This window comes from Clostridium sp. AF19-22AC (genome assembly GCF_003479085.1).
In the GTDB taxonomy this organism is placed as follows: domain Bacteria; phylum Bacillota; class Clostridia; order Lachnospirales; family Lachnospiraceae; genus Faecalicatena_A; species Faecalicatena_A orotica.
Window position 1 is genome coordinate 127,532 of record NZ_QUGN01000013.1, and the last position, 22,392, is coordinate 149,923.

Here is a 22,392-nt window from a genome sequence, read left to right on the forward strand (position 1 = left end):
GGATACATCAAACAGGTTTGTCCGCCTGGCCCGCTTCTCGTGGTAAAAAAAGCAGACAGGGCTGCCCCAGAATAAAGTTTCCTTTACAGATATAAACCGCGGACGCATCATCCGCGGCATATCCTTCCGTTCCCTTTTTTCTAAGACAGCCCTGCCCGGCAGTCTGTTTTTTTACAAAATGCTCATATTCTCTTTGAAGATCAGCAGTTTATCCCCCGGCTTGATCGAATCGCCCTCCAGTTCGTTGACTTCCTTAATGCCCTCTATCGTTGTCATATAATTCTTTGCCAGATTCCACAGCTCATCTCCGTCTTTCACGACATATCCGACAATGCCCGGACGTTTCTCCATTTCTTCCATAGATACCGGGGTCAGCTCCACATCGGTAATTACCTGCATTGGAACCGGTTTTCGCATGAAGATATCGAACGCGAGGACTGCCTTGACTTCTACCGCTTCACTGCCGGCCAGATTCACAGAAAGCTGCTCTACATGGTAAGAAATATTGTAGCGCACGTCTTCCGTCATTCCCGGACACTCTAAAAGGTAGGAGAAAGGCACCATTCCCTGCCAGCCGCCGAACGGCATGGCATCATCCGCTCTCAGGTACAGGAAATTAAGATGCAGGATTCCCTCTATCTGAATACCGGCATCCGTCTGCTCCATATGCTCAATCTGGACACTGCCCTCACTGTGGCATATCTGCAGGACGTCATCCTTAAGTTCTGGAAGGGACAGTCTTTCGGATACCTTGCATTTCGAATAATTCTGGACTAGCAGCTCCTCATAAACCGCTTCCCTTGTCTCAAATCCACAATTCTGTTCAAGGGAGTATAAATCCTCCAGAAGTTCAACCTCTTCCTCCACATAAATATTCATTCTTAGATTCAGCGTCCCTTCGATACCCAGCAAACGCATTTCTCCGTCCTCATCCATACGGATATCCACGAGTGTGTCTTCCAGACTGCTGTGTACATAGTAATACATGCCCTCTTCCACACCGCCGCACTCAATCCGGCCCTCATAAGGAACGGTCTGCTCCAGCCAGTCTGTCTTCCCGTCCTCGGATAAATACATACAAAATACGAGCATTTCGCCTTTCAGCTGCATTTCATCCTGACCGAGCCGTATCTCCAGTTTTCTGCTGCTGACGTCGGTCAGCAATAGCTGCCCTATACTTTCTTTCGTGCCGGGAAGGGTGATTTCTTCCTTGATCCGGTAAGTATCTTTTTTGGTCGTATGCAGTTCAAGAAGGTTTACACGTTTCATTTTCTTGTAAATGGGAACGGAACTGTCGATATCCACGGTCGTTTCCTCGTCCTCCAGCTTTTCCCTGCCGATTTCCATTTCTACCATCGCGCGGATGCTCAGCTTGCGGGAGTGCACGAGTGTGGAAGTAAATTCTACGCGGATATTCTGAATAAAATAGCTCTCCATCTCCCCGCCGTCAGTGTACACCATTTCTTCAAAAGGAATCTTCCCGTCCAGAACCGCCGGCTGTGGATCGCCTGTCGCTGTCACATAAAGAATCTGAAAATATAATTTTCCGGAGATGCGTATGTAATTCTCTACCAGCTTAATGTCCTCTATTTTTACCGTCCCGCTGCCCTGGATAATCTGCTGGACGTCTTCCTTTGCGTCAGGAACATTGTAATCCTCGTCCAGATAGAACTGGTCAAATGTCCGTTTCCCTTCCTGTGTGTAATGTACCTGTTTTTTAATCAATTCCATATGCGTCCTCCTCTAATCAAACACGACATTTTTGTCAATATATTCCAGTTTCACCACCACATAAGGGTATGTGACCACATCTTGTGTTTTCTCGCCCTTCTCAGGTCCCAGCAGATTCGTATGTATATAAACAGCATTTTCTGTTTCATAAAGCCCTGTCACTTCCACGCTGTACCCACTTTTCTTCTGCGGCCCGTACCCCTCCGCAATATACAGGTATCCCTGATCGGCATAGGTCAGCTTGAAAGGCATATCCCTGTTCTCCTGAATCGCCGCCTTTAACTCATCCGGCACCTTTTCCTTATCCATGACGGTAAAATCCAGATCCCGCAGTTTTTCCGTTTTCTGCGGACGCGAGATGCAGCCCGTCAGTGTCAGCGCTAACAAAAGAACCGACAGAAATAATATCCTGGAATACAGTTTCTTCATATCCATTCCCCGCGGTATATTCTCTCTATTATCTTATTATGCGGGGCAGATAAATATACCACCAAACATTACTGTGCACAGTAACCGTCAAACTCCTTTGCCCTTTGACATAGAAACAGGTTAAGATAGCTGTAAAACAGAAAAAAATGCCGCAAATATCCTTCTCATTACTTGTTATTTGCTGTGTGCTTTAGTATAATTGAAAAGCAAATATCAAGGGGGGTTCCCTTCTGGTATATTTTATTTATTAAGAAAAGAGGATTTTCCTTATGTTCAGATTTATTTGTGTCGTAATTTTTCTGGTGACGTTTCTGATACTCTCGATCCCGATTTTTCTGGTCGAATGGATCATCGGAAAGTTTAATCGCCAAAAAAGGGACTACAGCTCCCTGCGCATTGTGCAGTGGGCATTCAAAGTCATCCTGAAGTTTACAAGTGTTAAGACAACCGTGATCGGAGAAGAGCATGTACCGGACGAGCCGGTTCTTTTTATCGGGAACCACCGCAGCTTTTTCGATATCCTGCTTACATACTCCCGCTGCCGCCGGCTGACCGGCTATGTTGCAAAGAAGGAGATGGAGCACATCCCGCTGCTCTCCACGTGGATGCGTTATCTCTACTGCCTGTTCCTTGACAGAGAGAATCCAAAGGAAGGGCTCAAGACGATTTTACAGGCAATCGATTATGTCAAGAACGGGATCTCCATCTGTATTTTCCCGGAGGGGACCCGCAACAAAGGCGAGGAATTAAGTATGCTCCCGTTCAAAGACGGCGCATTTAAAATCGCTACTAAGACAAACTGTGCGATCATTCCTGTTTCTATGAATAACACGTGTGCCATATTTGAAAAACAATTTCCAAGAATTAAAAAGGTGCATGTTGTCATTGAATACGGGGAACCGATTTATCCAAACGATCTGGATAAAGAAGACAAGAAGCATATCGGAAGTTATGTACAGAATATCATTCAGGAAACGATACGCAAGAATGCAGACCTTGTATAGTTTCGGGGCAGTTTCCAGCGTTCATAAGTGATGGGAAAAAGCCCGGGTGGTTCAGTCCGCCCGGGCTTTTTATTTATAAGGAAAACTCATTTTAAAAGAATCATCAACCCTTCTGTTTCTCTTTCTTCTCAACATAATCGAGTATCATGCGCACCGCACCTTCCACTCCGGTTTTTCCGACATTTACTACCATATCGTAATGTTTCGGGTCATCCCTTCTGGCACCTGTGAATTTCCGGTAATACTCATTACGCTGTTCATCCCTCTCTTTGAGTTCCTTCAGGCTCTGACCCTCATAATACTCGGCGCCCTCCCGCTCACGGTACTCATCATCCGCATACAGGAAGAACGAATATGTATGAGGCTGCTTTGCCAGTACAAAGTTTGCACAGCGGCCGAGGAATACTCCCGGAGACTTACTTGCAAGCTCCAGAATCACTCTGCTCTGCTCCGTAAACATGCTCACATCTGTCATATCCTCCGCAACTCCCGCTGCCGGATATGTATACGGTGAGAAAGTAAGAGGTTCATTTTCATTGTATGAGTCCAGATATTTCTGCACATCTCCCATCTGTGCGTCTTCCAGCCCCAGCTTCTCTGCCAGCAGACAGATAATCTGCCTGTCATAAACCCTGCACTCAAGCTCTTTTGCAAGGCCTTCTGCGATCCTTCTTCCGCTTGCGCCATAGACACGTCCGATGGCAATATTGATTTTGTTTCCGTTTACTGACTGTGGGATATCCACTGTATCTCCGGATCCGGCTGCATCTTTGCCCTCTCTTGCAATCAGCTCACGCATCATGCGGTCATACTTTTTATCGAGTTTATAGCAAAGGGCAATCAGGAACATAATGATCCAGATTGCGATCGGTACATAAAGGTAAAATGTCCTGATCACGGAGATCGCCTCTGCCGTCTGCTCTGCCGCAGTGGCTTTCAGCCCGTCAAATGCCGCCATAGAAAGAACAGCACCCATGATTGCAGATGTGAAGCCTGAACCAGCTTTCTGTCCCATACTCATAGAAGAAAACATCAGCCCTTCGATCCGCAGCCCGGTTTTCCACTGTCCGTACTCGATCGCATCGCTAGGCAGTGAATACTGGACTCCATAGAACGGGGCGATTCCGATCCCCCTCATGATGCAGGTCGCAATACCAAGGGTCACGCTTGTACTATTAAGGAGAAACAGCAGCTGCCCCGCAATCCCGAGCAGGCACCCTGCACAAATCAGGTTCCTTTTCCCGAATTTCGGCAGTAACTTCGGCAGCAATGCAATACCTATAATGGTTGCAATTTTTTCAGATGCAGACAGAGGCATAACCAAATCCACATTGCCTAAAATATACTGGCAGTAATAGGTCAGGTCCGTTCCGATAATAATCTGGTACACCGTATAAAACAGCATCAGTCCCAGTGCAATCAGGAAATAAGGATTTGTCACCGTCGCCTTTAAGGCAGTCCAGAACGGAATATTTTCTTTGCTTTTCTGTGCAGTCTGCACGCGTTCCGTGCAGGTTGCGTATGTATTCAGAAGTACAAACACGGAGATAACCGCATATACACTCGTCACGATGATCCACGCCGCCTGTTCGTTGTGTATCATCCCGGCTACTTTGTTAATCAGCGGCAGGGTAAATGCCGTGATGACCATGCTGGCCGTGATGGACAGAACCATACGGACATTGCAAATAACATCTCTTTCCCTGCGGTCACGGCTCATCAGGGAACCTAGCGCATGGAACGGCTGGCTGATCGCCGTATAGACGACCGTATTCATAATATTATAAGTGACGAAAGCGTATATGATTTTCCCTGTGGGCCCCAGCCCCGGCATCGTAAATAGTACTACGGCAGCCAGTGCATACGGGACGGCCAGACGCAGGATCCAGATTCTGGATTTTCCGTATTTCGAATGCGTCCGGTCTATAATGGTCCCCATCAGGACGTCTGAGAAACCGTCAAACACACGGGATACAAGCATGATCATTCCGACTGCCCCTGCTGAGATTCCCACAACATTTGTATAGAAATAAATGAGAAGGGTGGTTGTCATTGTATACATCAGTGTCAGCGCCGGATCGCCGAAACAATACGCGAGCTTCTCCGATACCGGCACTTTTACAAATTCGTTCATGTCCTTCCCATGCTGCTTAAAATTCAATAATTCGGCTGGTGATTTCATAATACAGATTCCTCCCGGTTCTTATCTGCGTAAGAGCCTATCTCAAGAGTTCTTTCTCTATCCTCTCTCTTGCACGCGGTGCTTCTACATCCATGCGTTCCGGGTATCCAAATATGGATACACAGGATATTGCGTCTCCGCCAACCTTAAATGTCTTATTTGCAAAATCCATTTTACGCAAAGTTTCAAAAATTCCTTCAAAATCCACATCGCCCTCTCCCATCGGATTATGCTGGTGGATGGAAACATCTTCTTTCCCCCTCTGGTTCAGCCACGGTGGATTCAGGATATACCGGCAGTCCTTCGTCTGGTTGAAGGTATCTGCGAAAAGTACATGACTCAGATCGTCTCCCGCATATTCCAGCATGGAACGGACGTCCCCTTTTCCCTGGTCATAGAAGAAACCGTGGGGTGCAGAGTACACATATTTCAGGTTATCAGAACGATAACTCTTCACAAGGTCGCAGGTTTCATTATTCAGCTCGCAAAAATCCCACGGATGTGACTGGATCTCTACACGTATTCCTTCCTTCTCAAAAAGCGGAAGCAGCTCATCCATCGAGCGGAACCACATACCATTGCAGATCTCCTGCTGGTTCGGGTCGCCGGAAAGCTCCGTGTTGATTACCTGTACGCCCATATCCACGGCGATCTCCACGATACGCTTCCAGTTCTCCACCGCAATCCTGCGCTGCTCCTCCGTCGGCCCCGACCACCGGTATACCACAATGAAAGAGGAAATCTCCACGCCCGTTTCCCTCAGGGCCCTGCGGTACTCTGCCTCACACTCTCTGGAGAAAAGCGGGTGCTTGTAAAACGGATTGATCCTCGGATGCGGTGACTGTTCGATATATTTATATCCCCAGTCCGCAACCTGATGTACCATATCGCTGATCCCCATCTGTTTTGCGAGGACATCAACGTCAAATGCGATCTTCATAATCAGACTCTCCTCTCATTTTCTTACAAACCAGTTTTTTCTGCAATATATTTTCTCGCCTTTAGTGCATATTCGAATGGATTCGCTTTCGCCGGGTCCTGTTCTGCCTCTACGACCACCCAGCCTTGGTAATCTGCTTCCTCCAGAATCCGGAAAATCGGTGCAAAATCCACATCCCCGTCTCCCGGTACGGTAAATGTCCCCGCACGCACGCCTTTTAAGAAACTCCATTTCTCGTCCCTCGACTGCTTTACAACTTCTTTTCTTAAGTCTTTCAAATGGACGTGGCGGACCCTGTCCACATATTTCTTCAAAATCTTTTCCGGGTCAATGCCGGCAAATGACAGGTGGCCGCTGTCAAACAGCAGGAAGACCAGTTCCGGGTTCACAGATTCCATAAAACGGTCAATCTCCTCTTCCGTCTGCACAACCGTACCCATGTGGTGGTGGAAAGTGAGCACCATGCCCTGGTCTTTCGCAATCCTGCCGAGCTTGTTCAGGCCTGTCGCCAGCTTCTCCCACTCTTCGTCATTCATCACATACTTGCCTTCCTGAATGGGATGGTCCAGCATTCCCTGAATGCTGTAGCTCTGCTCGGAAACACCGATGCATTTCGCCCCCACCTGCGTTAGGAACTGGCACTGTTTGATAAAGGCAGCTTCTGTCTCCTCATACGGCCTGCTGATCAGAAACGAGGAAAACCATTGGTTGCAGATTGTCATGTCCCTCAGGTCAAGGGCTTTTTTCAATACTTTTGGATCAGCCGGATAATGGCTGCCCACTTCCGAGCCCCTGAATCCGGCCAGGGCCATCTCGCTTATTGTCTGCTCAAATGTATTTTCCTTTCCCAGATCGGGCATGTCATCGTTCGTCCAGCCGATCGGGGCAATTCCAAGAGATACTTTATTTTTATCCAGCATGATAATACTCCTTTTTTATAATGTCCTATCCAAAATATTTCTGCACAAACGCCTTTGTTACCTCTGCTGCCTTCTTCACATTTTCATCTAATGACATCTCATAATATTCCGGACGGAATTCTTCGATCGTGCATACGCCTTCAAATCCAATTGATTTCAATGCAGCTGCAATCCCTGCATGGTCCACAACACCCTCTTCCGGCCAGAGACGCTTGTCATCCCCGCAGGAACCAAGCGGCAGGTCTTCACAGTCATTCAGGTGGTATGCAAAAATCTTCTTTCCGTCTGCATTCTGAAGGTCCTCGAGCTTTGAGCACATTTCGTGGAAGTGGAAAGTATCTACCGTAATACCTACATTGTCTCTGTCTACAGCCTTTACGACATCATAGGCTGTTCCGAACTGATTAATAGAGCAGTTTGGAGCACCACAGAATTCCAAGGAGATGTTGATGCCGGAGCCGACCTTGTCGGAAAGATAACGGAGTCTCTGTACAGCCTCTTCCTTGATCTCTGAAACACTCTTGTCTTTTACGTCAAACTGAGGTACGGTAATCAGCATTTTCATATCAATTGCATTGCAGACCTTAATAATGAAATCCGTTTCCTCATCGATCTCTTTTACACCCTCCTCATCTCTCTGGTTGAAGTAGATCAGGGTGTTGTAAGCCCACGGTTTCAGATGGTGGTTCTGAAACCAGTCAGCGAGTTCTTCCAGTGTGTGGTCCTTCAGGTAATCCTTGATGCAGTCAAAACGAATCTCTATGTAATCAAAACCATATTTTTCACATGCTTCCAAATCTGCCATTAAAGACTGTCCTTTACACTCCAGTGCTGTTGCTTCATTAAATCCTATTTTCATTTTCATATCCTCCTGTCAACGAGTTCTATTCCCGAGACTACTATATTGATTTATTTTAATATCCTAATTATTTTAGCGTACACGTGCACGCGTTATTCAAAAAAATTATTTATAGAATTCTGGTTTTTCAACGGTTACAACTTTTTCAATCTCCCCGCTTTCCTGAGCCTTTACGAGTGCATCTGCCGTAACAGCCGCAAGGTAGCCGTCCCATGTACTTGGCCCTTCAATTACTCCTGCTGCCGCACAGTCAACCCAGTTCTGGATCTCTGCATCATATGCGTCTTTGAAGAGTACGAAGCAGTCTGTTGTGATTTCTGTAGAACACTGTGCATTCTTTCTGACAGAAGGAGCCATCGGTGTTCCCATCTTTAGTGCGCCGTCCTCGCAGACAACTTCACAGTTGATATCATACCCGAACTTACAGTTTACAAAACATTCCACATCAATGCAGATACCGCTCTTTGTACGCATAAGCATAATCTGTGGATCTTTCAGTTCGGAGTGTGAGTACTTCGTTACCTTTGGCATGATCACCTGAACGCTGTCATAGTCGTCATCTACAAGCCAGTGGCAAAGGTCGATCTCATGGATCACGGTGTCGTGTACTGCCATTGGTGTGTTATAGTTTGTTCCAACCTCTGGATTCCTGTGTGTGCAGTGCATGATCAGCGGCTCACCATACTCTCCTGTCGCAATCGCGTCCTTGATCTGGTTGTACCCCTTGTGGTAACGGCGCATGAACCCGAGCTGGATCAGATGCTTTCCTGACTGTACCTCTGCATCCATAACCTTTCTGCAGTCATCTGCCGTTGTACACAGCGGCTTCTCGCAGAATACTCTTTTTCCGGCTTTAATCGCCTCCAGAAGGTCATCCACATGTGCAAATCCCGGCGATACAATTAATACTGCATCTACATCCGGATCGTGAATCAGCGCCTTCCCGTCTGTGTAAATCTTTGCCCCGCCTGCAATCCCGGCAGCTTTCTTTGCACCTTCCTCAAATACATCTGATACAGCAGTTACCTGTGCCCCCTGAATTCTCTCTGTGATTCTCTGGATATGATCTCTTCCCATTCCGCCGCATCCGATTACTCCTACATTTAACATTTTTGTTTCCACCTTTCATCTTGTTTGTTTTATGATGTGTTCTTGTTTTTGTTTCTGTGATTGTATAATATCATTGCGGGCACGTGTACGCAATAGTTTAATTGCACAAATTTTAATCTCCATTTTTATTCAACTTCACTATTTGACAATTAATAAACAAAAAAAATGTGCAAAATGACTTTTTCCACTGCTGAAAAAATGCTTTTTGCACATTTCTTTGTTAAATTTAACCAGATCCCCTCAGGGAGATTTATATATTATATTTTGTTTTTATCACAATCTCTGTATACTGGTATTCTTCCTCCGGGTCCTTTCCGTCAAACAGTTTGTCAAACAGCACCATGACCGGCCTGTAGCCCTGTGAGTGAGCATCCTGTCCCAGAATAAACTGAATCGTCCCGTTCTTAAGTGACTCGATGTTGGAATCCGTGATGTCATTGGAAATCACTTTTACACTTCCTTTAAGTCCCTTCTCCACAATCACCTGGCAGACGCCCTTCGCACCGGAGGCTGCCAGATAGATTCCGTTTAATTCTTTATGTTCTTTTAGAACTTCCTGTGTAATCTCTGCCGCCGCCCTGTCATTATCATAAGCATACCGGATTCCAAGCAGCTTAACATCCGGCCTGCAATGGTTCAGTTCATTGATAAACCCCTCCGCACGCTCCTTGTGGGACTGATTGGACGCATAGCCTGAAATCACCTGGACAACTGCATTATCCGGCAAAATTTCCGCCATAAGGCCGGCCGCCGTTCTTCCGCTCTGTCCCGCATTCTGCCCGATGAAACACATTCGCTTTGTTCCTGCTGCATCGGAGTTGAATGTAACAACAGAGATCCCCTCTTCTGTAAACTGGTCGATCGTATCGGCCAGCTTTTCTTCATCTGACGCGACGAGGCCGATCCCGTTGTAACCGGCCCCCTTCATCTTATGCATTGCCGCTATAACCTTGTCAGAATCAAGCTCTGATATCTTCCTGATAGTTACCGTGGCACCGAGGCGCTCAACTTCCTGCTTCGCGTCCTTTGCCCCTTCCAGCACCCCCTGCATAAACGGGGTTTCCATAGACTGTATGATGATCCCGATCTTGATCGAGTGCTTTGCCATCGCCAGCGCTCTTCCCGCTCTGTTCGGCTGGTATCCCATCTCATCTGCAATTTTCCTGATCTTTGCAGCCACCTCCGGATTGATCCGCCCGCGCTCTTTCAAAGCACGGTCTACAGTCCCCCGGGACACACCCGCTTTATCGGCAATCTGCTGTAATGTTACCGCCATTGTACTCTTCTCCCACTTACTTTTCTTCCTACTGCCAATTCAGCACTTAGACATCCTTTTTTAGAATCTCATTATACAAAATTATGAATTGCACGAGTTTCTTCCCTATGATACTATATTTTTATATTGTTTTGTACTAATCATGAACATTGTTTGCTATTTTGTCAACATTTTTTTAAGTTTCTATTACAACGGTACTATTAAACATTTTTTCATTTTGACAAAAGGAATTTTTTTATGAAAAATCAGATGTTATTTGGTCATAAGATAGATCAATATTTTGACGATATGCTGGCAGACCTTGGCGCATTAGTTTCTATCCCTTCTGTATGTGATACCTCCTCCAGGCAAAAACCATTTGGCCAGCCATGCAGGGAGGCACTCGATTACATTCTGAATCTGGCCGGGAGGCTTGGGCTTACGACTGCAAATGTGAATTATTATGCAGGAGAGGCAAGCTATGGTACCGGAAATTCATACATAGATATTTTAACCCACGTCGATGTCGTTCCCGCGGGGGACGGATGGAATACAGACCCCTATGAAATGGTGAAAAAAGGAAGCTTTTTATATGGACGGGGTACGGCAGATGACAAAGGTGCCGCCATAGCTTCTCTCTATGCACTCAAGGCACTGAAGGACGCACATGTTACAGGCAATTACTGCCTCCGCACGGTATTTGGCTGTGGTGAAGAGATTGGAAGCAACGATTTGGATGTGTATTACCGCAAACGTGGATATCCCGTAATGGGATTTACTCCGGACTGTTCTTATGGAATCTGCGGCAGCGAGAAAGGAATCCTGTGTGCAGACTTCTCTGTCCCACACAGCAGATGCAGCGTTGTCAAGTCTTTCCATGCAGGACTTGCTGTAAATGCAGTTCCGGACAGGGCACATGCAGAAATTTTTTGTTCTAATATACAGTATGACAAGTTAAAGGCCGCCATTCAGGGAAATTCCGGTTTTTCCATCCGAAAAGAGGGAAATATCGCCTTCCTTAACGCTGTCGGGAAAGCCGCACACGGTGCAGAACCTGAACTGGGAGAAAATGCAGCATCGAAACTCATACATCTGTTATATGAGGTATTTACGCGGGATGAATTAGGACTGTTACTGACATTTGCCGCTGAAAAAATTGGGGTGGAATATGATGGTTCCTCACTGGGAATCCGAATGGCCGACAAGGAATCCGGCCCCCTGACTTTAAATGCCGGGATAGTTGCTGTGCAGGATGGCACGGAGCTTATATCAGCTGATATCCGCTATCCCGTCACTGCTTCAAAAGAAATGATTATAAATCAGCTTAGGCAAAATGCCACTGCATATCAGGTAACCGTTACAGAAATAAAGCATATGGCACCGCTTCATATCCCCGCGGAATCCTTCATGATTTCGGCAATGTCTGACGCCTATAGGGCCGTTACCGGAGAAAACTGTAATATCTATTCCACTGGCGGCGGAACCTATGCAAGACATGCCCGCAATACCGTTGCCGCATTCGGGCCTGTCTTTCCGGACGAGCCGCCCAGCAATGCACATGGTCCCAATGAACATATCGAACTGGGGCATTACTTAAAGCACTCAAGAATCTGTCTGGAGGCAATGTACCGCCTGTTCACTGCCCCCGTTTCTGTTCAGTGACTATTCCCTCTCAGTAGCCATTACTGACGCTGGCCGCTGCGATGTGAAGTCCTGCGTACCTTTTCGAAATACGCGAATAAGCCTTCTGCTATAACCGGATCAATGACAGGCAGCCCCGTTGTTTCTTCCAGTTCGCCGGCAATTCCGATCGTCCCCAGTCCCGTGCAGGCCAGTGCGATTACCTGCGCGCCCTGATCTTTCAGCTCCATGCCTTTCTTTAGTGTACTGGCTCTTCCCTCCGGGGTCAGCAGGTCCAGAGTACTGTCTACCCCTTCCGGCTTCCCTAAGATCATTCTCCCATGAAGCAGACGCCTGTATGCGGCAGGGGCATAGTCCGTAATTCCCAGAACCCCGATTTTTTCTCCGTACTTAAGCGCCAGTGCGGCCGTTGTCTCTCCGCCGCCCGTTACCGGAATGCCCGGTATCTCTTTTCTGATTTCTTCTACACCGGGGTCATCCGCGCAGCTCACGATCAGCATATCTGCATCCTGAAATGTCTTTGCCGTCTCAACAATTTTAGGAATGGCTGTCCGGCACAGTTCTTCGCTGTGTATTCCCTCATACTGATCAGGTATACATTTCGTCTCTACCCCAATTCCGGGAAATGTTTCCATAATCGTTTTCCCGTGTGCCAGAAGTACTTCCTGATCATCCGTTGTCAGTACCCGGATTAACCCTACTTTAAATGTCTCCATATATTCCCTCCCGGCCGTATTATGTTTCCGGCCCTGTTACTGTGCACACCCTTCTGGTGTGCACAGTAACTCCTGCTTTTGCTATACCATGAACTTTCCGTCTTTTATAACAAGAATATCATCCAGATAGAGTGTCGGTTCCAAAATGATCCCATCCATGTGGCACTCTGCCTTGTTGGTCCCTCCAAATGAAGTGTTTGTCCCAAATGCTATATGGACGGTCCCATATACTTTTTCGTCTTCCAGAATAATGCCGTTTAAGACAGCAGCTTCATTCGTTCCGATTCCCAGTTCGCAGAGTGTGGCGTTTTCTTCCGATTTCAGCAGTATGTCCAGATTCTCACTCTTTTTGCCTGTCACAGACCTTAACTTTCCCCCGGAAACCACTACCTCCAGCGGGGTATCCAGTTTTCCGATGCCGACCATAGAACCGTCTATGATCATTTCCCCATCCGAGCCGTCTTCCAGCGGGGCAATATACGCTTCTCCCGACGGAAGGTTGCCGCATTTTCCGGGACACTTGTAAACTCCGGGACTCGGCACCCCGTTCCGGCCTTTTAAGGAAAGATTCAACGCCTTCCCTGCTTTTTCAATACGTGCCGTCTCTGCTGTCGTCAGCATTGCAGTGATCCTGTCCGTGAGTTTTTCCACTTCATTATAATCGGCCGTCATTGCGCCCTGGCTGAACATTTCCTTCGTGATCCCCGGCATGGTTGCCACCCTTGCCCCGGCCGCAGCCGCCTGTATTCTTGCATTTGTATGGGTCAGCGACTTTGCTGAAGGCGCTATCACGATGTCGGCGCCCTTCATCGCTTCCGCAACGGCCTTAGGAGGCTCTTCGCCATTCACGGTCCTCTCTTTCATAATCAGGATCATGCCTTCACATCCAAGATTCTTCGAGGCATCGTAAAATGCTTCGCCGATTTCCCTCCTGCTGTCGTCTGTTACAACAAGCACAGATTCCCCCTCTTTCGCATCCAGACACGATTTCAGGATGCCTTCTGCAATATTTACCAGTTCATTCATGTCTAACTCCTCTTTCATGTTATTTCACATCCGTCAGTTCAGATACAACTCTCGCAAGAAGCGTCCTCGGCAGGACAACCATTTTCCCTGTCTTCTCTGCGAACATATCCTTCATCTTTTGAGTATACCCAATACAATCCAAAACGATCAGATCGGCATCCATTTCTTTTGCCTCATCTGCCGCTTTCTCCAAAGTCTCCCAGTCTCCGTACGGGGAGGCGGCTATGGATTTTACCTGCTTGACATAATTTTTCCATTTATTCTCTGTCTGCTCCAGTTGAAGCGGGGACGGGGTCATACAGATGATATTGGATTTCTTGCTCATCAGCGGAACAAGCCGGTCCAGTATTTCGCACGGATAGATAAGCGGGATGTTCTTTGCCGATAGTGTCTCTGGAAAGCTGCCGGTGCAGAACACCATGATCAGCCGGCATCCGTCCTCCTCCATCCTGTCGATCGCTTCCTGAAGGCGCGGGAGGATATGGCGCTCGGCAAATGTCACGGAACTCCCGTCATTCAGCCTTGATACAAGCACATAGTCCCCTTCCCCTGGAGCAAACCTGGCAATCTGTTCCCTTGTCAGGCCATCCAACCCGCCTGCCTGAACAAGTTCGATCCTGCCGCCAAATATATCCATAATATCTGCAGTCACATCCACCCGGGGTGACTGCCCGATTGTAATTGCACCTATCTTCATACCGAATCCCTCCTGCATTTTATCACTTTGGGTTCTTCATACTGAAACATTATTCTTTTCCAAGTGTCTGGAAATGTTTCATTGTTCCATAAAGTTTCTGCATTCTTTCAAATTCCTCTTCATCATAGAACCTGCACTGCCCCCTGCCAAATGCTTTTGCAACTTCCAGCATGAAGCGTGCCGCTTCCTCTATGTCTGCCGCATGGCTTGCCCCGGTTGCACATCCCGGCACCATTGTTTCTGCCGTAATTGCAACACCGACTACAGGCGCATTGGTTGCCGTACATGGCTGGAGCACACTGTTTAAGTGGTGCAGGTCATTTCCATATGGAGTGATATCCTGAATTGCCAGTGGGAATACATATGGCAGTTTTCCTGTCGTTATCTGCATCAGGTCCAGCAGGTCATCGGATGTGCGCAGGATGTATCCTTCTTTTACAGTCGGGGAAATCGCGAATCCCCTCGTGTTGATAACGCGGTTTCCTTTGGTCGTATCCACGGAAAGGATTGCATCAAGGTCATCGGAAACTTCCTCTTTATTTACCTGGGACATCTCTACAGGAGATCCCATGAACGGTACTGGATCATGCGGCGCCGTCGGTGCATGCGGACAGATATGTGTAGAGATAAATACATCTCCTTCCAGTACGTCCCCCTTGTTCTGCATATCCAGAAGCTTTGCCGCCAGCGCTACAGCTGCCAGTGCGCCGTCCCCGTCGGATACGAATCCGATCCTTTCCGGGCGTGCACCAATTCCGCCAAGCCTACCGAGAAGTCCGATCGTCGGAGCCGTCCCCCCCTTTGCCTTGCCATTGCTGCCGGGGATTCTCACCTTCAGCATGTCTGTAGTTCCTTTCGGTCCTTTTAGCTCGTAAACGGTAATGTCCGCATCCGGCTGGATAGCACGGAGATATTCCTCCACCTTTTTTCCCGTTACAAAGCTGCTGTCCAATACCTCATACGCATCGATAATCTGTTTCATTAACATTTCCTGTTCCTCCTTTTTCATCTCTTCTAAAATTTAGAATTCCGTTAAAACAAAAAGCCAATGCAGGCCACCGGAATGTGCGGTCGTTTCCCCACATCCGGTAATGCCCTGCATTGGCGCCTTAGGTTCAGTATATCATTTTAAATAGCGAAAGTCCTTATTCATGACTGACAAATCTCAGTGCTCTTTTTGTGCACGGTGCACAATCATATAAGTTGTCCTTCATCGCCAGAGCCCCACTTTGGAAATACTAGACGTTTTTCTTTAAAACAGTCATTGCCGTGTAATGAAGGATATTAAACTCCTCAGGTGCAATTTCCTTTAGCAGGGCCCTGTGCTCCGTTTCGAAGCTCTCAACCTCTTCTTCTGACAAAGAGGCCCCGATGCCGCGGCACGCCTTCATCCGCCCGTTCCAGCTTTCCCTTGTGAAAGGCACCTGTATATCAAAAACCTTCTCACTTTCCATTGTAAAATATGTTCCGTATACATCTGGTATGGAAATTGGATGCCTCCGCTCTTTGCACCCCGTCCACGCGGGGTTGTATTTTAAAATCAGGTCCTCACTTTCCCCGGCAATCATGTCTTCAAATGGAAGCCACGCCATGTACAGAACAACGAACCTTCCGCCGGATTTCAGCATTCTCCAGATGAGGGGAGCAAGTTCTTCATGATTGAAATAAGTAAAACACTGACAGGCAGTGATCACATCAAACGTCCCATCCGGAAAACCACATTTTTCGGCAGGCGTACAGTGAAACTCTATGTCCATGCCGCATTCTTTCGCAAGAGCCGCAGCCTGGCTGATCTGATTTTCCGAGATATCGATTCCTGTAAAATCGGCTCCATACCGATACATGTTGCGCGGAATCACCCCTGTTCCCGTTCCAATATCCAGTACCTTCTGGCCTTTCACGCACAAGCCCATGTCGACCAGATTCTGATAAAACTCCTGAGGATAGATGTCCCTGTATTTTGCATAATCAGATGACGTGCGCCCCCAATCGAAAGCCTTACCGTGATCTATATTTTCATTTTGAATCATATCTCGTATCTCCCTCCTTATTTGCCGCCTTTAGCGTGGTTTTACATCTCTTATTAAATATGATGCCTCATCATAATCCTCTTTCTTTACATAAATCGTGTACTCATACTCCAATTCCAGCTTCTCACCAAACGTCCCCGTATGAGCCCTTGAGCCTGCCGCCATCGGGGAGGGGCTTTTTCTGTTTATAGTCTTAATATCATAGTCAATCTTATTTTGCGACAAAATGTTTCGTATTTCCGACTGTTCCTCCATATTGTATGTACTTACCAATTCTTTGCGGTTAAATACTGTAATCATCCTCGTCCTCCTTTTCTTCCTGCAAACATGGGCATCTTGTTATTCACATTTTATCACTATGAACAGATAAAGTCACTTGCTTTATATAAATTGGGAGCGTAAACCACAACAGTAACCAAAGTATTTGCACTTTCACGATTTTTGTATTTGTGGTATACTATTTACACTTAGCGAGGTTTTATCGAGCTTAGTGAAAATGCATACCTGAACACTTGATGAGGTTCTTTCGAATCTAGTGTTCATGGTATACTGTTCCCGTGCATATACTGCACATTTCCCCTCCGGCATCCTGCAATATTTGCCGCGCAGGTGGATGAATCTGCGGCGTTTGCTGCAGAATAAGGTAAAAAGGAGAATATTATGAGTACGCAGAATCTTACATTGCTGACAGACCTGTATGAGCTGACGATGATGCAGGGCTACTTTGAAACTCAGGAGAATGAAACGGTTGTATTCGATGTGTTTTTCCGCGAGAATCCGAATAAGAGCGGATACTCCATTATGGCAGGGGTAGAACAGGTAATCGACTACATCAAGAACCTCCATTTTTCATATGAAGACGTAGACTATTTGAGAGGCCTTGGCATTTTCAGTGAAGACTTCCTGCACTACTTAAGCGGCTTCCATTTCAGTGGAAGTATTTATGCAATTCCTGAGGGGACTGTGATTTTCCCGAAGGAACCGCTTGTGAAAGTGATTGCACCTATTATGGAAGCACAGCTTGTCGAAACTGCGATTTTAAATATCATTAACCACCAGAGCCTGATCGCAACCAAGACTTCCCGCGTTGTGTTTGCAGCACAGGGGGACGGCATCATGGAATTCGGGCTTCGGCGCGCTCAGGGACCGGACGCGGGACTTTACGGTGCGAGGGCTGCCATGATTGGCGGATGTGTCGGCACCTCCAACGTTCTGGCCGGGAAGCTTTTTGACGTTCCGGTTATGGGAACCCATGCGCACAGCTGGATCATGAGTTTTAAAGACGAATATACCGCATTTAAGGAATACGCAAAGTTATATCCTGATGCATGTACTCTTCTTGTGGACACTTACGACACACTGAAGTCCGGTGTGCCGAATGCGATCCGGGTTTTCCGGGAGATGAGGGAAGAAGGAATTATTTCCAAGCATTACGGTATCCGTCTGGACAGCGGGGACCTTGCCTATCTGTCCAAGCAGGCCCGCAGGATGCTGGATGAGGCCGGATTTACGGATGCAGTCATCGCAGCTTCAAACGATCTGGATGAAATGCTGATCCACGATCTGAAGATGCAGGGCGCAGCCATCACTTCCTGGGGCGTTGGCACGAACCTGATCACTTCGAAAGACTGCCCGTCTTTCGGCGGGGTGTACAAGCTGGCTGCCATCCAGAACGCAGAGGGTGAATTCATACCTAAGATCAAGATTTCTGAAAATACAGAAAAGATCACGAATCCGGGCAACAAGACAATCTACCGTGTATATGATAAAGAGACTGGCAAAATCCGCGCCGACTTAATCTGTTTCGCGGATGAGACATATGACACATCCAAAGAACTGCTGCTGTTCGATCCGAATGCAACCTGGAAGAAGACACGGCTTGCGGGCGGGACTTACACGATGCGTGAGATATTAAAGCCAATATTTATACACGGAGAATGCATTTACACCTCCCCGTCTGTCATGGAAATTGCAGAGTACTGCAGACACGAAAAGGAAACATTGTGGGACGAGACAAAACGTCTCTTCTACCCGCACCGCGTATATGTTGATTTATCACAAAAACTGTATGACACAAAAGCAGCATTGCTAGATGACCTGAGCCGGTAAACCGGCCCTGTGAATTGCGTGAATTTAACATACGATTAATAACATTAGAATATTCTGAAAACGGAGAGCAAAGGGGTCAGCCCCCTATGAAAAAGGAGATTTATTTATGAAGATTATAGTTTTAGCCGGAGGACTCAGCACGGAACGTGATGTGTCTCTTTCTTCCAGCGCGGAGATCTGCAAGACGCTGCTGGCAAAGGGGCATGATGTTTTTCTGCTGGATGTGTTTCTTGGTTTCCCGTATGATGTGGATAAACTGGAAGAGGTGTTTACGCTTCCGGGACACGGTCTTGAGATTGCGAAAAATGTAGGTACTACGGAGCCAGATATTGAAGCTGTTAAGGCTTCGCGCCCGGACCAGTCGGACTGTTTCCTCGGGCCGAATGTGATCGAGCTCTGCCGTATGGCTGATATTACGTTTCTCGGGCTCCACGGAGGTGAAGGCGAGAACGGCAAGCTTCAGGCTACTTTTGACCTGCTTGGCATTAAGTATACGGGACCGGATTCTCTCGGCTGCGCCGTGGCTATGGATAAGGGCTTTACGAAGCAGGTGTTCCTGCAGACAGGAATTGATACACCGGCAGGCGTCAGCCTTCATAAGAAGGTGAAGGAAAACTCCCTTGAAGCGCTCGGACTTACCCTGCCGGTTGTTGTGAAACCTTGTTCAGGAGGGTCCAGCATCGGCGTTTATATTGTGAATTCCGAAGAAGAATATGAGGATGCCCTGAAGAAGTCTTTTAAATATGAAGATGAAGTCGTAATCGAGGAGTATATCAAAGGGCGCGAGTTCGCCTGTGGGGTGATCGGCGGCAAAGCGCTTCTTCCTATTGAGATTATCCCGAAGACCGGTTTCTTCGATTATGCTAATAAATACCAGGATGGTGCAACCAACGAGGTCTGTCCCGCCGACATCAGCAGCGACATCTCTGACCGGATGATGGAACTTACTGTAAAGGCTTATCATGCTTTGAAACTAAATGTCTACAGCAGGGCGGATTTCCTGCTTGATGATGCAGGTAACCTCTACTGTCTGGAGATGAATACCCTTCCGGGAATGACAGCGGCAAGCCTCCTGCCGAAAGAAGCAAAAGCAATGGGGATTGAATATGGTGATCTGTGCGAACTGATCATCCAGAAGTCTTTGGAAGAAAGATACCAGAAATAGGAGTACGCTATGAAAAATATGACGTTAAAAGAAATCGCCGTTGCATGCGGCGGAATTTATTACGGAGATGAAGACTGCTATTATAAGGAAGTCAGCAGTGTCACCATCGACAGCCGTAAGATTGAAAAGGATTGTCTGTTCGTTGCCATCAGAGGTGCACGCGTTGACGGCCATATGTTTATCCCCCAGTCCATCCGTGACGGAGCCCTGTGTGCCCTGTCTGAAAAACGGATCGAGGGTGCCTCATATCCTTATATTATGGTAAATTCCTGCGTGCAGGCTTTGAAAGACATTGCGGAACATTACCGCCGTTCTCTTCATGTCAAGGTCATAGGAATATCCGGAAGTGTGGGAAAGACGAGCACAAAGGAAATGATTGCATCTGTTCTCGGCCAGAAATTTAAAGTCCTGAAAACAGAGGGCAACTTTAATAATGAAATCGGGCTGCCGCTGACCGTTTTCAAGATTCGCGAGGATCATGAGGTGGCTGTCTTAGAAATGGGAATCAGCGATTTCGGTGAAATGGAACGGCTCGCCAAGATTGCCCGTCCTGATATCTGTGTAATTACGAATATTGGATGCGCACACCTTGAACAATTGAAGTCCCGTGAAGGAATACTAAAGGCCAAGACTGAAATGTTCCTGTATATGAATCCAAACGGAAGTATTATCTTAAACGGTGACGATGATATGCTTTCCACCGTAACTCCTGCCAACCGGATCGACCCGATCTTCTTTGGCCTGGACCCCGGATGCAGATACTATGCAGAAAACATTGAAAATCTCGGTTTAAAAGGAACCACAGCCTTGTTCTGCACTCCGGATTCCGAGTTTACCGCACATATTTCCATCCCCGGCTCACATATGGTATACAATGCACTCGCCGCGATTGCAGTCGGACGGGTTCTGGGAATGGATGATGCCGGAATTAAAAAAGGCATTGAGGCTTTAGTCCCTCTGGCCGGACGCAGCAACCTGATTGAAACCGGACACCTGATGATCATTGATGACTGCTACAATGCAAATCCAGCTTCTATGAAGGCTTCCCTTGATGTCCTTTCAAAGGCAGACGGACGGACTGTTGCCATACTTGGCGATATGTTCGAGTTGGGGCCGAAAGAATGTGAGATGCACAATGAGATCGGCCAATATGCTGCAAAAGCCGGAATCCACATGCTTGTCTGTATCGGTGATCTGGCCCGGGAGATCGCCCGCGGCGCCGCTTCTCTGGAAACAGATAATATAGAGATTTACCACTATGACACCAAAGCAGAATTCCTGAACAGCATGGATTCTGTCATCAAAGATAACGATACAATTCTGATAAAAGCTTCTCATGGGATGGAATTTCCCGAGCTGGTAGAAGCGCTTAAAACGAGGTAATTATGGAATATCAAATGCTGGTACTGGATCTGGACGGCACGCTGACCAACTCTGAAAAGAAAATCACACCGCCTACCCAAAAAGCTCTGATCGAGATTCAGGAAGAAGGAAAAAAAGTAGTACTGGCAAGCGGACGCCCCATCAACGGTGTGCTGCCGCTCGCCGAAGAACTGGAGCTTAAAAAGTACGGAAGCTACATCCTGTCCTTTAACGGGGCACGTATCACCAGATGTTCCGACGGCCAGCTCCTCTATAACCGCACACTGCCCCGGGATGTACTGAAACCGGTTTATGACATTACCTGTTCCTATCCCGGACTGGATATCATCACCTATGAAGGGCCTGATATCATTTCAGGCATTGCCTGCAACGAGTATACCGAAAAGGAATCTTATATAAATAAGATGCCTGTCGTACATATGGATGATTTCACAGGACACCTTACCTTTCCTGTAAATAAACTCTTGATCACCGGCAACCCGGCCGTGATAGAAGAAGCAATGGAAGATTTGAAAAAACGTTTTCACAAGCTGCTGAATATCTACCGTTCTGAGCCTTATTTCCTTGAAATTATGCCACAGAACATAGATAAAGCCTACTCTCTCCAGAAACTCTTAAGCAGTCTGGGCCTGACTGCGGACCAGATGATCTGCTGCGGGGACGGCTACAATGACCTGTCCATGATCGAATATGCGGGACTCGGAGTTGCTATGGAAAATGCACAGCCGATCGTAAAAGACAGCGCCGATTTTATCACTCGCTCGAATGATGAAGACGGAATTTTATATGTAATTGAAAAATTTATGAAAGAAACATGAGGCATCTGAATATGGACATTCAAAAATTTTATGAAACAATCGGTGTTGATTATAATCTTGTACTTAGAAGACTTCTGCGTGAACATTTGATTGATAAATATCTGCACTTATTCTTAAAGGATAACAATTTTGACCGCCTGGGAAAAGCACTGGAAGCACGAGATTATGAGGAAGCCTTCAAAGCTGCCCACACGCTCAAAGGACTCTCTTTGAATTTGGAGCTGACCCCTCTTGCAGAAGCTGCCGCAGAATTGTCCGACTATCTAAGACCCCTGACTGCTGAGGCACTAGACCCTGATGAAGTGGAAAAAAAATACGAGAAAGTTAAGACCGAATACGAAACCATCAAAAATCTGATATCTTAAAGGAGCGCGTCA

21 protein-coding genes are annotated in these 22,392 nt (G+C 47.1%); 7 read left to right on the top strand and 14 right to left on the bottom strand.

The genetic code is table 11. The features are described 5' to 3' along the window. Nucleotides 1-171 precede the first annotated feature (171 nt). Both DWX43_RS15770 and DWX43_RS15775 read right to left on the bottom strand, forming a co-directional pair. Entirely contained in the window at nt 172-1,731 is a 1,560-nt protein-coding gene (locus DWX43_RS15770) for an SPOCS domain-containing protein (RefSeq protein WP_109729990.1), read from the bottom strand. Nucleotides 1,732-1,743: 12 nt separating this feature from the next. Further along, nucleotides 1,744-2,160 carry a protease complex subunit PrcB family protein gene (locus DWX43_RS15775; RefSeq protein ID WP_109729989.1) on the bottom strand — a complete coding sequence of 139 codons (417 nt, stop codon included), beginning with the start codon at nt 2,158-2,160 and terminating at the stop codon, nt 1,744-1,746. 269 nt (nt 2,161-2,429) lie between these two features. Between DWX43_RS15775 and DWX43_RS15780 the strand changes: the two genes are divergently transcribed. Continuing rightward, the gene (locus DWX43_RS15780) at nt 2,430-3,164 is read left to right on the top strand and encodes a lysophospholipid acyltransferase family protein (protein WP_118620954.1); all 735 of its coding nucleotides are present in this window, start codon (nt 2,430-2,432) and stop codon (nt 3,162-3,164) included. 103 nt (nt 3,165-3,267) lie between these two features. Here DWX43_RS15780 and DWX43_RS15785 read toward each other — a convergent pair whose 3' ends face one another. The 6 genes from DWX43_RS15785 to DWX43_RS15810 all read right to left on the bottom strand — a co-directional run bounded on the left by DWX43_RS15785 (nt 3,268) and on the right by DWX43_RS15810 (nt 10,451). After that, a complete protein-coding gene (locus tag DWX43_RS15785) occupies nt 3,268-5,346 on the bottom strand; it encodes a cytidylate kinase family protein (RefSeq protein WP_118620955.1) in 2,079 nt (692 codons plus the stop codon). A gap of 37 nt (nt 5,347-5,383) precedes the next feature. Beyond that, a complete protein-coding gene (locus DWX43_RS15790) occupies nt 5,384-6,286 on the bottom strand; it encodes a sugar phosphate isomerase/epimerase (protein WP_118620956.1) in 903 nt (300 codons plus the stop codon). A gap of 23 nt (nt 6,287-6,309) precedes the next feature. Beyond that, nucleotides 6,310-7,206, bottom strand: a complete 897-nt coding sequence (gene iolE / locus DWX43_RS15795) for a myo-inosose-2 dehydratase (protein WP_118620957.1) — start codon at nt 7,204-7,206, stop codon at nt 6,310-6,312. Between the two features lie 25 nt (nt 7,207-7,231). Next, complete coding sequence (locus tag DWX43_RS15800; RefSeq protein ID WP_118620958.1) at nt 7,232-8,065, bottom strand: sugar phosphate isomerase/epimerase; 834 nt, start codon at nt 8,063-8,065, stop codon at nt 7,232-7,234. 105 nt (nt 8,066-8,170) lie between these two features. Further along, nucleotides 8,171-9,175, bottom strand: coding sequence for a Gfo/Idh/MocA family oxidoreductase (locus DWX43_RS15805; protein WP_109729978.1), 1,005 nt, complete (start codon nt 9,173-9,175; stop codon nt 8,171-8,173). A 250-nt stretch (nt 9,176-9,425) separates the two neighbouring features. Beyond that, nucleotides 9,426-10,451: a LacI family DNA-binding transcriptional regulator gene (locus DWX43_RS15810; protein ID WP_118620959.1), complete on the bottom strand. Its 1,026-nt coding sequence runs from the start codon at nt 10,449-10,451 to the stop codon at nt 9,426-9,428. Between the two features lie 237 nt (nt 10,452-10,688). Between DWX43_RS15810 and DWX43_RS15815 the strand changes: the two genes are divergently transcribed. After that, complete coding sequence (locus DWX43_RS15815; RefSeq protein WP_118620960.1) at nt 10,689-12,092, top strand: Sapep family Mn(2+)-dependent dipeptidase; 1,404 nt, start codon at nt 10,689-10,691, stop codon at nt 12,090-12,092. 20 nt (nt 12,093-12,112) lie between these two features. On the opposite strand, the gene DWX43_RS15820 is transcribed toward DWX43_RS15815, so the two are convergent. The 6 genes from DWX43_RS15820 to DWX43_RS15845 all read right to left on the bottom strand — a co-directional run bounded on the left by DWX43_RS15820 (nt 12,113) and on the right by DWX43_RS15845 (nt 16,840). Beyond that, entirely contained in the window at nt 12,113-12,787 is a 675-nt protein-coding gene (locus DWX43_RS15820; RefSeq protein WP_118620961.1) for an aspartate/glutamate racemase family protein, read from the bottom strand. 81 nt (nt 12,788-12,868) lie between these two features. Continuing rightward, nucleotides 12,869-13,813 carry an aminopeptidase gene (locus DWX43_RS15825; protein WP_118620962.1) on the bottom strand — a complete coding sequence of 315 codons (945 nt, stop codon included), beginning with the start codon at nt 13,811-13,813 and terminating at the stop codon, nt 12,869-12,871. A gap of 19 nt (nt 13,814-13,832) precedes the next feature. Next, complete coding sequence (locus DWX43_RS15830; protein WP_118620963.1) at nt 13,833-14,510, bottom strand: AroM family protein; 678 nt, start codon at nt 14,508-14,510, stop codon at nt 13,833-13,835. Between the two features lie 49 nt (nt 14,511-14,559). Continuing rightward, nucleotides 14,560-15,498 carry a DUF1177 domain-containing protein gene (locus DWX43_RS15835; protein WP_118620964.1) on the bottom strand — a complete coding sequence of 313 codons (939 nt, stop codon included), beginning with the start codon at nt 15,496-15,498 and terminating at the stop codon, nt 14,560-14,562. Between the two features lie 250 nt (nt 15,499-15,748). Next, complete coding sequence (locus DWX43_RS15840) at nt 15,749-16,540, bottom strand: class I SAM-dependent methyltransferase (RefSeq protein ID WP_118620965.1); 792 nt, start codon at nt 16,538-16,540, stop codon at nt 15,749-15,751. Nucleotides 16,541-16,570: 30 nt separating this feature from the next. Beyond that, nucleotides 16,571-16,840, bottom strand: coding sequence for a hypothetical protein (locus DWX43_RS15845; RefSeq protein ID WP_118620966.1), 270 nt, complete (start codon nt 16,838-16,840; stop codon nt 16,571-16,573). 360 nt (nt 16,841-17,200) lie between these two features. Here DWX43_RS15845 and DWX43_RS15850 point away from each other — a divergent pair, with 360 nt between their 5' ends. The 5 genes from DWX43_RS15850 (at nt 17,201) to DWX43_RS15870 (ending at nt 22,380) form a co-directional block, all read left to right on the top strand. Further along, nucleotides 17,201-18,649: a nicotinate phosphoribosyltransferase gene (locus tag DWX43_RS15850; protein WP_118620967.1), complete on the top strand. Its 1,449-nt coding sequence runs from the start codon at nt 17,201-17,203 to the stop codon at nt 18,647-18,649. A 106-nt stretch (nt 18,650-18,755) separates the two neighbouring features. Then, the gene (locus tag DWX43_RS15855) at nt 18,756-19,814 is read left to right on the top strand and encodes a D-alanine--D-alanine ligase (protein ID WP_118620968.1); all 1,059 of its coding nucleotides are present in this window, start codon (nt 18,756-18,758) and stop codon (nt 19,812-19,814) included. 9 nt (nt 19,815-19,823) lie between these two features. Continuing rightward, on the top strand, nt 19,824-21,197 hold the full coding sequence (gene murF / locus DWX43_RS15860; RefSeq protein WP_118620969.1) for a UDP-N-acetylmuramoyl-tripeptide--D-alanyl-D-alanine ligase: 1,374 nt from the start codon (nt 19,824-19,826) through the stop codon (nt 21,195-21,197). Nucleotides 21,198-21,199: 2 nt separating this feature from the next. Continuing rightward, on the top strand, nt 21,200-22,015 hold the full coding sequence (locus tag DWX43_RS15865) for a Cof-type HAD-IIB family hydrolase (RefSeq protein WP_118620970.1): 816 nt from the start codon (nt 21,200-21,202) through the stop codon (nt 22,013-22,015). An 11-nt stretch (nt 22,016-22,026) separates the two neighbouring features. Then, a complete protein-coding gene (locus DWX43_RS15870; RefSeq protein ID WP_182440726.1) occupies nt 22,027-22,380 on the top strand; it encodes an Hpt domain-containing protein in 354 nt (117 codons plus the stop codon). Nucleotides 22,381-22,392: the final 12 nt, after the last annotated feature.